Raw genomic sequence first — 13,168 nt, 5'->3', positions numbered from 1 at the left:
GGGTGCGTGTCGCTCGGCCTGATGCCCCTTTTTAGAAAAACAGGAATAACAATGCGTAAAGATACCCGCTTTAAATTCAATGCTTACCTGTCCCGCGTGGCGGAGCTGAACGGCGTCGACACCGACGACGTGGCAAAAAAATTCACCGTTGAGCCGTCCGTGACGCAGACCCTGATGACCACCTTGCAGGCGTCATCCGCGTTTCTGACCAAAATTAATATCGTGCCGGTCGACGAGCTGAAAGGCGAAAAGGTAGGGGTTGGCGTCAACGGCACGATTGCGAGCACCACGGACACCGCCGCCGATGACGAGCGTAAGACTGCTGATTTCACTGCGCTCGAATCCAACAAATACGAATGCGCGCAAATCAACTTTGATTTCCATATTCGTTACAAACAGCTCGACCTGTGGGCGCGTTTCCAGGACTTTCAGACCCGTATCCGTGACGCGATTATCAAGCGTCAGTCGCTCGATTTCATCATGGCCGGTTTCAACGGTATCACCCGCGCGGAGACCTCCAACCGCAAAACGAACCCGATGCTGCAGGATGTCGCGGTGGGCTGGCTGCAGAAATACCGCAATGAAGCTGCAGCGCGTGTGATGTCGAAAGTCACTGATGATGAGGGTAATGTTATTTCCGATGTGATCCGCGTGGGTAAAAACGGTGACTATGAAAACCTCGATGCGCTGGTGATGGATTCGACCACCAACCTGATTGATGAGATTTATCAGGATGACCCGGAGCTCGTCGTTATCACTGGCCGTAAGCTGATGGCGGATAAATATTTCCCGCTGGTTAACAAGGCGCAGGAAAACAGCGAAACGCTGGCCGCTGACATCATCATCAGCCAGAAGCGTATCGGCAACTTGCCTGCTGTGCGCGTGCCGTACTTCCCGGCGAATGCCCTGATGGTGACTCGCCTCGATAACCTGTCGATTTACTTCATGGATGATGCACACCGCCGCGCCATCATCGAGGAGCCGAAAAAGGACCGTGTCGAAAACTACGAGTCAATGAATATTGACTATGTGGTCGAGGCTTACGCCGCCGGTTGCCTGATTGAAAACATCAACCTCGGTGACTTCACTGCACCTGCCGCACCGGAAAGCGGGGAATAAGCCATGACGAGTCCCGCAGCGCGTCACATGATGCGGGTCTCGGCCTCTGAGACTGCGCGGCGGGCTGCTGCTCCGCTGCGCAATGCAACTGCCTATGAGCAGATGCTCGTCAAGTTGGCCGCAGACTGTCGCACGTTAAAACAAATCCGCTCCAATGAACGCAAGGCAGACAAAAAGCGTGAACTGCTGCCGTTCTATATGCCGTGGGTGTCGGGTGTCCTCAGCGCCGGAAAAGGGGCGCAGGATGACATTGTCATGACCGTCATGCTGTGGCGCCTCGATGCGGATGATATCGCCGGTGCGCTGGAGATTGCCCGCTATGCGATGACCTATGGCCTGACCATGCCGACCGGCGGCCACCGGCGCACCACGCCGTATTTACTGGCCGAAGAGGTCGCCCTGTCAGCGCAGCGCCTGCTCGATGCGAAACAGCCTGTCGGGCTGTCGCTCCTGCTCGACACCATCGCACTGACCGAACGTGCAGACATGCCGGATATCGTGCGCGCGAAGCTGCACAAAATTACCGGCTACGTGCTGCGTGAGGCTGGCCGTCTGACTGACGCGCTGGCGCACCTGCAGCGTGCGATCCAGTTAGAGCGAACTGTCGGTGTGAAAAAGGATATTGAACAGCTCGAGCGCGCGCTGAAACCCAAAGCAGAACCCGCACCAAAACAGAATAAACCGCGCACGTGCAAACCTGCCGCCAAACCGGCGGCAGGGCGCGGGCGTCCTCCGAAAGCGGCAAAAACCGCAGGTTAAAAGAGCGCTCCCCGAGCCGGGCGGCACGCTGGTCAATGCGGGTATTGATTGCCCTTACTGCGACCGGCGTCCACCGCCCACCCATTACCCGAGGTTGTCATGACGACAGTGATTATTGAGCCAAAAAAAGAGCCGCAGGATGTGCCGGGCGTGGTGATACCACCACCGGACGTGAGCGAGTCGGTAATAAAAAACACTTTCTTTTTCCCTGATGTGGATCCGAAGCGTGTGCGCGAGCTGATGCGTCTGGAGCAGACCGTTTCCGCGCTGCGCCTGAATGATGCGATTAAAGCCGGTATGGCTGAAACCAATGCGGAGCTTGCTCTGTGGCGGGTTGAGCAGATGGCCGCAGGGCATGAAACGCTGGCTGATGTGCCTGCCGATGATATCGATGGCGAAAGCGTGCGCTGTTTCCACTATTTCCGCGCCGTCTGCGCCATGACCTGCGCCACGCTGTTTGAGCGTTATCGCGGCATCGATGCGACGGCGAAAGGCGACCGCAAAGCGGAAAGCACCGAGGCGGTTATCGATGAGCTGTGGCGGGATATGCGCTGGTCTGTGGCGCGTATTCAGGACAAGCCGCGCTGTATTGTCGGCCAAATCTGATGAAGGTCAGGGCGATGCAGGGTGACACCCTCGATGCGATTTGCGCCAGGTATTACGGGCGCACTGAGGGCGTCGTTGAAACGGTGCTGCAGGCGAATCCGGGTCTGTCAGAGCTGGGCGTTATTCTGCCGCACGGCATGGCAATCGAACTGCCCGAAACCGACAGCGCCCCGAAAACCGAAACGGTGAATTTATGGGACTGAGTGTGGAAAAAATCACGACGTTTATCGCTTACTGGCTGGCCGTGGGGCTGGCGTATTTCGGGGCAATGTCCCCTGAAAAGCTGGCGCTCTATGTGGGGAGTGCCTGCGCCATTTTTACCGCGCTGACGAATTACTGGTTTAAGCGTAAAACCTACCGCTACCTGACCTCACTCGGACTCGATAAGGAGGCTGCCCGTGAGCTCAATCATTAAACGCTGCAGTGTGGCCGCCGTGCTGGTGCTGGCGGCACTGGTGCCTGATTTTCGTCTGCTTAACACCTCGCCCGAGGGGCTGGCACTGATTGCCGACCTCGAAGGATGTCGCCTGACACCTTACCAGTGCAGCGCGGGAGTGTGGACGTCGGGCATCGGCCACACTGCCGGTGTGGTCCCGAAAGGGGATCTCACAGAGCGACAGGCGGCGGAGAATCTCGTTGCAGATGTGCTCAACGTCGAGCAACGGCTCGCGGTCTGTGTGCCGGTGGATATGCCACCGCGCGTCTATGACTCGCTGGTCAGTTTTGCGTTTAACGTCGGAACCGGTGCGGCCTGTCGGTCGACGCTGGTCTCGTTTATCAAACGTTACCAGTGGTGGCAGGCGTGCAACCAGCTCACCCGCTGGGTGTATGTCAACGGCACAAAAAATAAAGGGCTGGAGAACCGCCGCGCGCGGGAGCTGGCGTATTGCATGAAAGGAGTTACTCAATGAAACAGCACATTACCTCACTGATTTTTGATTTCCTGCTGACGCTGATGCTGTTTATGGGGCTGACGAACCCGCAGAGCGTGGCGGTCAATTTCGTTGCCGTATGGGCGCTGTTTGGCTGTGTGGTCTGCATTGCTGCCAGCCTCGCCGGTGTGGTTGCCTATGAGCACTGGCAGGGAAACCGGCAAAAGGGTATCCCGCTGAATGATGCGTTAATGAAGATTTTCCGTTTTGTGTTTTGTCGTAAACCTTCCCCGCTGCGCCGCTTCTGGTCGCTGCTTATTTTTGCTGGCGTTTTTTCCTGTCTGGTCGGCGCGCGATGGGTGTTTACAGCGCTGCTGTATCTGATTTGTGTTCTGGTGCTTAACGCTGTGCGCACTGCTTACCGTCAGCGCATCGAGGGGGAGGGGATGTGTCCAGATTCATTGTGATCCTTCTGGTTGCTGCGCTGGCCGGGTTGCTGTGGCAGCGACATGAAAATGAAAACTTATCCCGGTCATTTGAGAAAGCGAATCGCGTCGCCAGTGCGCAAAAGACGACGATTGGCATGCTGAAAAATCAGCTTGCCGTATCGCAGCGAATCGCCAGGGCGAATGAGGATGCGCAGGTCAGACTCGGAGATGAGCTGGCCGTTGCCGGTGAGCAGGCGGCAAGACGGGAAGAAACCATAACGAGGCTGATGAATGAAAACGAGACGTTACGCCGCTGGTACAGCGATAAGCTGCCTGATGCTGTGCGCCGGTTGCACATCCGAACAGGCTGCGCCTCGGCCGCCCGTTGTTTACAACGCCTGCCCGAAGGTGAGCTTCTGCCCGATGCCGGGAAGCGACCCCGTCAATAACGGTGATCTGAGTGCCGATATTCGCAGGCTGGAGCACGCGCTCACCGCCTGTGCGATTAAGGTCGAAACCATCAAAGACTGTCAGGATAAAATCGATGCAGAAAATGAAAAGCCTGCGCAAAGCGCTGAATGACGCCGTCCCGCAGCTCCTGAATAACCCCGAGATGATGCGTATCTTTGCCGATGAGGGGAATATCGATGCGCGTCTCGCGGCTTCGCTGTCCCATGAAAAGAAATACACGCTAAATGTGATCGTGTGTGACTTTGTCGGCGACCCAGACTTGATTTTTGTGCCGGTGGCGGCGTGGCTGCGAGAAAACCAGCCGGATATCTGCACGCTCGATGAGGGGCGCAAAAAGGGCTATCGATTCCAGATGGATTTAAACGACGGGGATAATGTCGATATCAGTATCAGCCTGCAACTGACTGAGCGCACCCTTGTCCGGGAGGAAAACGGCGCATTACACGTCAGCTATGCCCCGGAGCCACCCCTGCCGGAGCCTGTCCCCCGTCCGACCGAGCTCTATATCAATGGTGAGCTGGTGAGTAAGTGGAATGAGTGAATTAACGCCTTTTGATAACCAAGTGGCAGGGCTTATCGGAGCATTAGCACCGGTGTCTCGTCGTAAGCTGGCCGCTGAAATTGCGAAGGAGCTGCGCAGATCGCAACAGCAACGTATCAAACAACAAAAAGCACCTGATGGCACGCCGTATCAGGCGCGAAAGCGTCAGCCGCTCAGGGCAAAAAAAGGGCGAATAAAACGGGCGATGTTTCAGAAGCTGCGAACGAGTCGCTACATGAAAGCCAGTGGCCGCAATGATGCTGCTGTGGTGGAGTTTACAGGCAAGGTGCAACGTATTGCGCAGATTCATCAGCTCGGACTCAAAGATCGGCCTAACCTTCATGTTCAGGACGTGCAATACCCGGAACGTCAGTTACTTGGGTTTAGTCAGGACGATAAACAGTTCGTTGAGGAACTGGTCATTAAGCATTTAAATGGAGTCTCTATGGATTGATATGAGTTACAAGTAATTATTTATTTTTAAATGTCTAATTTTAAAAGACTAGGTAAACTTAGATGTGTTTACCTAGTCTTTTGCTGATTGTATTTTCTATTTTAATCTTCTTCCCCAAATGTCTTTTATTAATAAAATGTGTTCACGCGCTGCCTCTTTTAAATTTTTACCACGAAGCCCCTCTTTTTTTAGTTTTTTTATTACCATTTTTTCAAAAATCTCATCCCATTTTTCGAAAGTGGTCTTTGCAGGGATTTCAACTAGAATTTTAGGTGCATTAATATCATCGCTAACTCTGTCTCCGGGTTTGCCAGGTTGTATATAAACAGCTTTAGATATACGTATCCCTTCAATGATGGGGGAGTGTTTCAATGATTGAAGTGAAATGGCTACTTTGAACTCCATAGGGGTTTTGAAAAACAAAACTAAGTTCACTTGTTCATGATTAAAACGTGTTATAGACCAGATGGAACTGACATCGCCGGTATCTATTTGTTCGTGCATTTTAACTAAATATTCAAGTTGTTTTTTCTCTCTTGTATCTAATATTATAACGGGTATTAGTCTTCCATCGGCTGTCTTGGCGTTTGCGATGGCACCATCTCCAACAAGGTTCAAGTAATCATCTCTTCTTATTGCGATTTTGTTTTTCATTCTAAACCTCATTGATGATGTGCGTTTCGATGGATATCGTTTTTTTATCAATCGATTCCGCTATAACTCGATATAAATCTATCGTCAGCTCATTTGTTATTAATTCTGGTAGCTTAAATGTGATCCATCCGGATTTAGCAGATTTCTCGGAAAGATTTAGTGGTTGCTTGATAATGTCGGTGTGATTTTTTAAATTAATTGGAGTCACTAATGTGTTGGGTTCGATCTTCACTTTCCCAGTTGCATTCTTCTTATCCCGGAATTCAATATGCAACTCTATCTTTGAAATGGTATCATTTAGAGTGCTCAGGTTAGTAAACCTCAAAGCGAAGGAAATGTAAGTCTCTCTGTCTTTTTTCCATTTGTAAGCATCGATGTAATATAAATTTATACCTAAGCTTCTTTGGTCGTGTTGAATCGCTGCTATGTTTAGTGACTTTTTGGCCACAAAGAAACTTTTAAGTGAAATAATCAATGCAAAGAAAGAAACTATTGCACCAATGCTTGCAATAATGTCGCTATCCTTCATGTTGTCCCTCGTTTTAAATGGGGCTTGCTTTTATGAAAGACGTTATATTTATTTCTTGCTGATAAATCAAGGGGTTCATTGGATCTTTTTGTTGACTATGCACTTATAGGCGCCGCATGAAAGTATCATGAATGGTACTGGTGGCGCTTATTTTTCAAAATGTCATAGTCAAACACGACCACTGTTAAACTCATCTAATGTTCAGACTAACTGTTAACGTTTGTTGTTTCACCCACGACAAAACCCAGCCTGATTGCCGCTGGCCTTGCCCGGCGGCATCCTTTCCCCATGAATACTTTAAATTCCATTCAGGATATCGCCCGCGCTATCCGAAACCTTATCCGCACCGGCATTGTGACTGCAGTCAATCCCGATGAGGGGCTCTGCCGTGTCCAGACCGGTGGGATGCAAACCACCTGGTTAAACTGGCTGAGCTGCCGCGCCGGTCGCTCGCGCGTCTGGTGGGCTCCCTCGGTTGGCGAGCAGGTGCTGATTCTTGCCATTGGCGGCGAGCTCGACACCGCCTTTGTGCTGCCCGGCATTTTCTCTGATGACCATCCCGCGCCGTCGGCCTCGCCTGATGCTTTTCACGTTTCCTTTCCTGACGGAGCGGTTATTGAGTATGAGCCTGAAAGTGGGTCACTCACGGTGAGTGGTATCAAAACCGCTGACGTCACCGCGTCGGACGCCATTACCGCAACTGTGCCGCTGGTACTGGTCAAAGCGTCCACCCGCATCACGCTCGATACCCCCGAGGTGGTCTGTACCAACAAACTGACCACGGCCACGCTTGAGGTGCAAAAGGGCGGGAAGATGAGCGGCGACATCGAGCACGACGGCGGTACGTTTAAATCAAACGGCGTGCAGGTGGATGACCATGACCACGGCGGCGTGAAACGGGGCGATGACAGAACGGTGGGGACAAAATGACGACGAGCTATCTGGGAATGAACCGTCATACCGGGCTCAGTATTTCTGAGGTTGAGCATATCAGGCAGAGCGTGCGCGACATTCTGGTCACGCCGGTTGGCTCGCGTGTGATGCGTCGTGAATACGGCTCGCTGCTGTCGGCGCTTATTGACCAGCCGCAGACCCCGGCGCTACGCCTGCAGATTATGGCCGCGTGCTATTCCGCGATCCAGAAGTGGGAGCCGCGTGTCAGCCTGACGACCATCACCTTTGAACGCGGGGAGAATGACGGCGCGATGTATGTCGATATCACCGGCACGCGGTCGGTGTCAGGCCAGCCTTTTTCTATCACCATTCCACTGAGTTAAACACTATGGCTATTGTTGACCTGAGCCTGCTCGCTGCGCCTGATGTGGTGGATGAGTTGGACTATGAAACCATTCTGGCAGAACGAAAAGCGACGCTTGTCTCACTGTACCCGGAGGAACAGCAGGAGGCGGTTGCGCGCACGCTGACGCTTGAATCGGAGCCGATTGTTAAGTTACTGCAGGAGAACGCTTACCGGGAGGTTATCTGGCGTCAGCGCGTGAATGAATCGGCGCGCGCGGTCATGCTGGCGTATGCCGCCGGTAATGACCTCGATAATATCGGCGCAAATTTCAGCGTCGGGCGTCTTGTTATCACGCCTGCCGATGAGACCACGCTGCCGCCCACACCTGCCGTTATGGAGTCGGACACCGATTACCGCCTGCGCGTTCAGCAGGCATTTGAAGGAATGAGCGTGGCCGGGTCTGTCGGCGCTTATCAGTTCCATGGTCGCAGTGCTGACGGGCGGGTCGCAGATATCTCAGTAACCAGCCCGTCACCCGCCTGTGTGACGATTTCTGTGCTGTCGCGTGAAAACAACGGCGTCGCCTCTGATGAGCTGCTCGCCGTGGTACGTAACGCACTTAACGCCGAAGATGTCAGGCCGGTCGCAGACCGTGTGACGGTGCAGTCAGCCGACATTGTTGACTACCAGATAACCGCCTCGCTTTATCTCTATCCCGGTCCGGAAAGCGAACCCATTCGCGCCGCTGCCGTGAAAAAGCTGGAGGGCTATATCAGTGCGCAGCACCGTCTCGGGCGTGACATTCGCCTGTCTGCCATTTATGCCGCGCTGCATGTCGAGGGTGTCCAGCGCGTCGAGCTGGCCGCGCCGGTGGCTGACCTTGTGCTCAGTAGTGCGCAGGCGTCATTTTGCACTGATTACAGCATTGTGATCGGGGGCTCAGATGAGTGATACCCGTCTGCTGCCGGTGGGCTCGTCACCGCTTGAGGTGGCGGCGGCGCGTGCCTGCGCGGATATCGAAAACACCCCCGTCCCGTTGCGTCGTCTGTGGAGTCCTGACACCTGCCCGGCTAATTTGCTGCCGTGGCTGGCGTGGGCGTTTTCTGTCGACCGCTGGGATGAGAACTGGCCGGAGGAAACGAAGCGCGCCGTCATCCGTGATGCGTACTTTATTCACTGCCACAAAGGCACTATCGGTGCTGTTCGTCGGGTGGTGGAGCCGCTCGGCTATGTCATCAACGTTACGGAGTGGTGGGAGACCCGCGACCCGCCCGGCACATTCCGGCTTGATATCGGTGTGCTGGAAAGCGGTATTTCTGAGGAAATGTATTTTGAAATGGAGCGCCTGATTGCGGATGCGAAACCTGCCAGCCGTCACCTGATTGGCCTGAATATTATCCAGGACATTCCCGGTCATATGTATGTCGGTGGTGTGGTGTATGACGGCGACATTATTACGGTTTATCCCGGATGAGTGAGGAATAATGAGCACGAAATTTAAAACAATTATTACCACCGCCGGAGCTACAAAACTGGCGGCGGCCACGGTGCCGGGTGGTAAAAAGGTGAACTTTACCGCGATGGCCGTCGGGGATGGCGGTGGCGTACTGCCGGAGCCGAACGTCGGGCAGGTAAAGCTCATCAATGAAGTCTGGCGTCATGCGCTGAATAAAATCAGCCAGGACAACAAAAATAAAAACTATATCGTGGCTGAGCTGGTCATTCCTCCCGAGGTGGGCGGCTTCTGGATGCGTGAGCTGGGTCTGTATGATGATGCGGGCACGCTGATAGCCGTTGCCAATATGGCGGAGAGCTACAAGCCTGAACTGGCGGAGGGCTCGGGGCGTGCTCAGACCTGTCGCATGGTGATTATTGTCAACAATATCGCCTCGGTGGAGCTGTCCATTGACGCGACAACGGTGATGGCGACACAGGATTATGTCGACGATAAACTGGCAGAGCATGCGTTGTCCCGCAATCATCCTGACGCCACGCTGAAAGAAAAAGGCTTTGTGCAACTCAGTAGCGCGACCGACAGCACGTCTGAGGCACTCGCCGCGACGCCGAAAGCGGTTAAGGCGGCTCATGACCTTGCCAGTGGTAAATATACGGCTCAGGACGCGAGCACGGCGCAGAAAGGTCTGGTGAAACTCAGCAACGCCACCGACAGCGTGTCTGAGACCCTATCCGCGACCCCGAAAGCGGTTAAGGTGGCGTATGACCTTGCCAGTGAGAAATATACGGCTCAGGACGCGAGTACAACGCGAAAAGGTCTTGTGAAGCTGAGTAATGAGGCTGACAGCGTCAACGAAGAACTGGCCGCCACGCCGAAAGCGGTCAAAATCGCAATGGATAATGCCAGTGCACGACTTTCCAGAGACCGTAATGGTTCAGATATTCCGAATCCATCGTTGTTTGTCCAGAATATTGGTTTAAAGCCCACGGTTGATAAAGCCACTAATTCGGTCGATAAAAATGGTGACATGATGACGGGAACACTGACGTTGTCTGAGTCTGGTGTAACCATTAAAACGACAAATGGCGACAGTCCACAATATTCTATTCAGAACATTGCATCGGGTGCTGAGTTTAACACAGACCTCCTGGGCGCAGAGGTCCGTATCTTTGGCAAAGGTTCCGGCGCCGGGCAAACGCGTATTGCGTCATTCAATCTCAATAACGGTGACTGGTCTGTACCTGGTTATCTGAGGGCCGGTACAGCCGCATTTACTCCTGATGGTAGTATTTATGGTACCCGGTGGAGTGGCTGGTTACATGACTGGCTTAGTACGAATTTTTCTTCACGAGATAACAACATTAATACCCGTGCAACGTGGGACTGGGTTAACCAGAACTTTGTGTCGAATGTCAGATTCGGTGCTGTTGAAACTGCGTTGGTTCAGACTGTTCCGTTTGGTGGATTTAATGATCAGGCAGGGTATGTGCTGACAGGGTTAACCCAGAACGATGGGGATCGTGTCCCTGATAATGTTTACCGTCGCACATTACAGATTTGTTTCCCGTCGCGGGGCTGGTTTGTCGTTGGGCAATAGCAGGAGGAATAACGCATGCAGCAAAATATTAAAAATTTCAGCCGTGGTGAACCCGTCACCGTTGAACAAATTGAACTCGCAAAGCATAACGTCTTATTTTTATTTTCTGAAGATGGTCAGGATTGGTATGAGAGCCAAAAGCTATTTTCAGCAGATTCGATTAAATTTACATACGATAATGATCGCGTCATCCGTAGTATCAGCAAAGACGTATCGATGTTGTGGCCTGAAAATCTCAGTGTTGCCGAAGTTCCTGATACCACAGCTAATCGCCGGGCGGATATTCGTGGAGAGTGGATATTTGATGGGAATAAGATAACGCCCCGAATTTACACTGTCGAAGAGTTAAAAAAACAAACAGAGGCAAAAAAACAAACGTTGCTTGCTGACGCCGAAACCGTAATTGCCCCGCTTGAACGTGCGGTCAGGTTAGAGATGGCCACTGAAGAAGAAATCAGACGACTCGACGCGTGGGAACGATACAGCGTACTGTTAAACCGTACGGATGAGTCCACACGAGAGTGGCCACCCAGACCGGAATAACTCAGGCGGGCGGTTGCCCGCGCTTTCCTGCTCCCCGGTTGTGTCAGACCTTATCCAACCCTGACAAATAGCCCGCCATCACCACACAACAGAAAATACACGCACCCTTAACCACGGAGTTAAACGGATGAGTGATTTTCATCATGGCGTAGAGGTCATCGAGATTAACGATGGCGTGCGCACCATTTCCACCGTCTCAACGGCCATCATCGGCATGGTCTGCACGGCCAGCGATGCTGACGAAAAGACATTTCCCCTCAATGAGCCGGTGCTCATTACCAACGTGCAAAGTGCTATCGGCAAGGCGGGAAAAAAGGGGACGCTGTCGACGTCCCTGCAGGCCATCGCTGACCAGTGCAAACCGGTCATTGTGGCCGTGCGCGTGGCCGAAGGTGTCGAAGACCCGGATGACCCGGAGGCCGGGAAGAAACAAACTATTTCCAACATCATCGGCACGACCGACGAAAACGGCAAATACACCGGCCTGAAAGCGCTGCTGGCGGCGCAGACCGTCACCGGCGTGAAGCCGCGCATTCTCGGTGTGCCGGGTCTTGACCCGCAGGAAGTGGCGACGGCGCTCGCGTCCACCTGCCAGAGCCTGCGCGCGTTTGGCTATGTCAGTGCGTGGGGCTGCAAAACCATTTCTGATGCCATCAACTACCGCGAGAATTTCAGCCAGCGTGAGCTGATGGTTATCTTCCCGGATTTTCTGGGATGGGACACCACGGCGAATGAGACTGCGACAGCCTGGGCAACGGCGCGCGCGCTCGGTCTGCGTGCCAAAATTGACCAGACCGTCGGCTGGCATAAAACCCTGTCAAACGTCGGTGTGAATGGCGTCACCGGCGTCAGCGCCTCGGTGTCGTGGGATTTGCAGGAGCCCGCGACCGACGCCAGCCTGCTTAACAAAGCCGGTGTTACGACGCTTATCCGCAATGACGGTTTCAAGTTTTGGGGAAACCGCACCTGCTCAGATGACCCGCTTTTCCTGTATGAGAACTACACCCGCACCGCGCAGGTACTGGCCGACACGATGGCGGAGGCGCACGCGTGGGCGATGGATAAGCCCATCACCCCGACCCTCATTCGTGACATCGTTTCGGGCATCAATGCCAAATTCCGCGAGCTGAAAAATAACGGGTATATCGTTGACGGCTCCTGCTGGTATGACCCGGAGTCAAACGAGACTGCGACCCTGAAAGTCGGGAAGCTGTATATCGATTACGACTACACCCCCGTCCCGCCGCTGGAGAACCTGACCCTGCGCCAGCGCATCACCGACACCTATCTGGCGAATCTGTCGGATGCGGTCAATAGCTAAGGAGCTTCGAGCATGGCGTTACCCCGCAAACTTAAATATCTGAATATGTTCAACGATGGCCTCAGCTACATGGGCGTCGTTGAGTCTGTCACCCTGCCAAAGCTGACCCGCAAGCTGGAGAAATATCGCGGCGGCGGGATGCCGGGCGCGGTGTCGATTGACCTCGGCCTTGATGACGATGCGCTGTCGCTGGAGTGGACGCTCGGCGGTCTGCCTGACATTGAATTGTGGGCGCAGTACGCCTCACCGGGGGCTGACAGTGTGCCGCTGCGTTTTACTGGCTCTTATCAGCGTGATGACACCGGCGCGATTTCTGCCGTTGAGGTGGTGATGCGTGGCCGTCACAAAGAGTATGACGGCGGTGAGAACAAGCAGGGCGAAAGCGGCACGACCAAAATGTCGACTGAGTGTGCCTATTACCAGCTCACGATTGATGGCCGCGAAGTCATCGAGATTGACGTCGTTAACATGGTGCTGAAAGTCGACGGCGTCGACCGTCTGGCGGAGCACCGCAGGGCGATTGGCCTGTGATCCCTTACCCGGTCAGTGAGGCTGGCCGGTCACTTTTCCTGATGAGA

The 13,168-nt window shown here is 53.7% G+C and carries 21 protein-coding genes; 19 read left to right on the top strand and 2 right to left on the bottom strand.

All coding sequences use genetic code 11. The features are described 5' to 3' along the window. The first annotated feature begins 51 nt into the window (after nt 1–51). From WC7_RS10965 to WC7_RS11015, 11 genes are all read left to right on the top strand, one after another. Nucleotides 52–1,119 carry a phage major capsid protein, P2 family gene (locus tag WC7_RS10965; RefSeq protein ID WP_016153635.1) on the top strand — a complete coding sequence of 356 codons (1,068 nt, stop codon included), beginning with the start codon at nt 52–54 and terminating at the stop codon, nt 1,117–1,119. A gap of 3 nt (nt 1,120–1,122) precedes the next feature. Continuing rightward, a complete protein-coding gene (locus tag WC7_RS10970; protein WP_016153634.1) occupies nt 1,123–1,878 on the top strand; it encodes a phage terminase small subunit in 756 nt (251 codons plus the stop codon). 99 nt (nt 1,879–1,977) lie between these two features. Next, nucleotides 1,978–2,484 (top strand): head completion/stabilization protein, encoded by a 507-nt coding sequence (locus WC7_RS10975; RefSeq protein WP_016153633.1) that lies wholly within the window; start codon nt 1,978–1,980, stop codon nt 2,482–2,484. After that, nucleotides 2,484–2,687 (top strand): tail protein X, encoded by a 204-nt coding sequence (locus tag WC7_RS10980; RefSeq protein ID WP_032947112.1) that lies wholly within the window; start codon nt 2,484–2,486, stop codon nt 2,685–2,687. The genes WC7_RS10975 and WC7_RS10980 overlap by 1 nt, the downstream gene beginning before the upstream one ends. Beyond that, complete coding sequence (locus WC7_RS10985; protein ID WP_016153631.1) at nt 2,678–2,899, top strand: phage holin family protein; 222 nt, start codon at nt 2,678–2,680, stop codon at nt 2,897–2,899. The genes WC7_RS10980 and WC7_RS10985 overlap by 10 nt, the downstream gene beginning before the upstream one ends. Beyond that, nucleotides 2,883–3,395 carry a lysozyme gene (locus WC7_RS10990; protein ID WP_016153630.1) on the top strand — a complete coding sequence of 171 codons (513 nt, stop codon included), beginning with the start codon at nt 2,883–2,885 and terminating at the stop codon, nt 3,393–3,395. Before WC7_RS10985 ends, WC7_RS10990 begins: the two co-directional genes overlap by 17 nt. Then, complete coding sequence (locus WC7_RS10995) at nt 3,392–3,823, top strand: DNZ54_00345 family protein (RefSeq protein WP_016153629.1); 432 nt, start codon at nt 3,392–3,394, stop codon at nt 3,821–3,823. Before WC7_RS10990 ends, WC7_RS10995 begins: the two co-directional genes overlap by 4 nt. Continuing rightward, nucleotides 3,805–4,233, top strand: a complete 429-nt coding sequence (lysB, locus tag WC7_RS11000; protein ID WP_016153628.1) for an Rz-like lysis system protein LysB — start codon at nt 3,805–3,807, stop codon at nt 4,231–4,233. The genes WC7_RS10995 and lysB overlap by 19 nt, the downstream gene beginning before the upstream one ends. Then, nucleotides 4,121–4,366, top strand: a complete 246-nt coding sequence (gene lysC, locus WC7_RS27150) for an Rz1-like lysis system protein LysC (protein ID WP_231390980.1) — start codon at nt 4,121–4,123, stop codon at nt 4,364–4,366. Before lysB ends, lysC begins: the two co-directional genes overlap by 113 nt. Then, on the top strand, nt 4,329–4,796 hold the full coding sequence (locus tag WC7_RS11010) for a phage tail protein (RefSeq protein ID WP_016153627.1): 468 nt from the start codon (nt 4,329–4,331) through the stop codon (nt 4,794–4,796). Before lysC ends, WC7_RS11010 begins: the two co-directional genes overlap by 38 nt. Then, a complete protein-coding gene (locus WC7_RS11015; protein ID WP_016153626.1) occupies nt 4,789–5,250 on the top strand; it encodes a phage virion morphogenesis protein in 462 nt (153 codons plus the stop codon). Before WC7_RS11010 ends, WC7_RS11015 begins: the two co-directional genes overlap by 8 nt. A 96-nt stretch (nt 5,251–5,346) precedes the next feature. Here WC7_RS11015 and WC7_RS11020 read toward each other — a convergent pair whose 3' ends face one another. Then, complete coding sequence (locus tag WC7_RS11020; RefSeq protein ID WP_016153625.1) at nt 5,347–5,904, bottom strand: hypothetical protein; 558 nt, start codon at nt 5,902–5,904, stop codon at nt 5,347–5,349. A 1-nt stretch (nt 5,905) separates the two neighbouring features. Further along, the gene (locus WC7_RS11025; RefSeq protein ID WP_016153624.1) at nt 5,906–6,433 is read right to left on the bottom strand and encodes a hypothetical protein; all 528 of its coding nucleotides are present in this window, start codon (nt 6,431–6,433) and stop codon (nt 5,906–5,908) included. 288 nt (nt 6,434–6,721) lie between these two features. On the opposite strand from WC7_RS11025, the gene WC7_RS11030 reads away from it, so the two are divergent. The 8 genes from WC7_RS11030 to WC7_RS11060 all read left to right on the top strand — a co-directional run bounded on the left by WC7_RS11030 (nt 6,722) and on the right by WC7_RS11060 (nt 13,121). Beyond that, complete coding sequence (locus WC7_RS11030; RefSeq protein WP_016153623.1) at nt 6,722–7,363, top strand: phage baseplate assembly protein V; 642 nt, start codon at nt 6,722–6,724, stop codon at nt 7,361–7,363. Beyond that, nucleotides 7,360–7,710, top strand: a complete 351-nt coding sequence (locus WC7_RS11035; protein WP_016153622.1) for a GPW/gp25 family protein — start codon at nt 7,360–7,362, stop codon at nt 7,708–7,710. Before WC7_RS11030 ends, WC7_RS11035 begins: the two co-directional genes overlap by 4 nt. Nucleotides 7,711–7,715: 5 nt before the next feature. Next, nucleotides 7,716–8,624: a baseplate assembly protein gene (locus WC7_RS11040; RefSeq protein ID WP_016153621.1), complete on the top strand. Its 909-nt coding sequence runs from the start codon at nt 7,716–7,718 to the stop codon at nt 8,622–8,624. Then, nucleotides 8,617–9,147 carry a phage tail protein I gene (locus WC7_RS11045; protein ID WP_016153620.1) on the top strand — a complete coding sequence of 177 codons (531 nt, stop codon included), beginning with the start codon at nt 8,617–8,619 and terminating at the stop codon, nt 9,145–9,147. The genes WC7_RS11040 and WC7_RS11045 overlap by 8 nt, the downstream gene beginning before the upstream one ends. Before the next feature lie 10 nt (nt 9,148–9,157). Beyond that, nucleotides 9,158–10,726, top strand: a complete 1,569-nt coding sequence (locus tag WC7_RS26375) for a phage tail-collar fiber domain-containing protein (RefSeq protein ID WP_016153619.1) — start codon at nt 9,158–9,160, stop codon at nt 10,724–10,726. A gap of 15 nt (nt 10,727–10,741) precedes the next feature. Next, nucleotides 10,742–11,269 (top strand): tail fiber assembly protein, encoded by a 528-nt coding sequence (locus WC7_RS11050; RefSeq protein WP_016153618.1) that lies wholly within the window; start codon nt 10,742–10,744, stop codon nt 11,267–11,269. Nucleotides 11,270–11,396: 127 nt separating this feature from the next. Further along, complete coding sequence (locus WC7_RS11055; RefSeq protein WP_016153617.1) at nt 11,397–12,590, top strand: phage tail sheath protein; 1,194 nt, start codon at nt 11,397–11,399, stop codon at nt 12,588–12,590. A gap of 12 nt (nt 12,591–12,602) precedes the next feature. Continuing rightward, on the top strand, nt 12,603–13,121 hold the full coding sequence (locus WC7_RS11060) for a phage major tail tube protein (protein WP_016153616.1): 519 nt from the start codon (nt 12,603–12,605) through the stop codon (nt 13,119–13,121). The last annotated feature ends 47 nt before the right edge of the window (nt 13,122–13,168 follow it).

The sequence above is a fragment of the Citrobacter sp. KTE151 genome, assembly GCF_000398845.1.
Taxonomy (GTDB): Bacteria; Pseudomonadota; Gammaproteobacteria; order Enterobacterales; family Enterobacteriaceae; genus Citrobacter; species Citrobacter braakii.
This window is presented reverse-complemented; position numbering and strand designations above follow the sequence as displayed.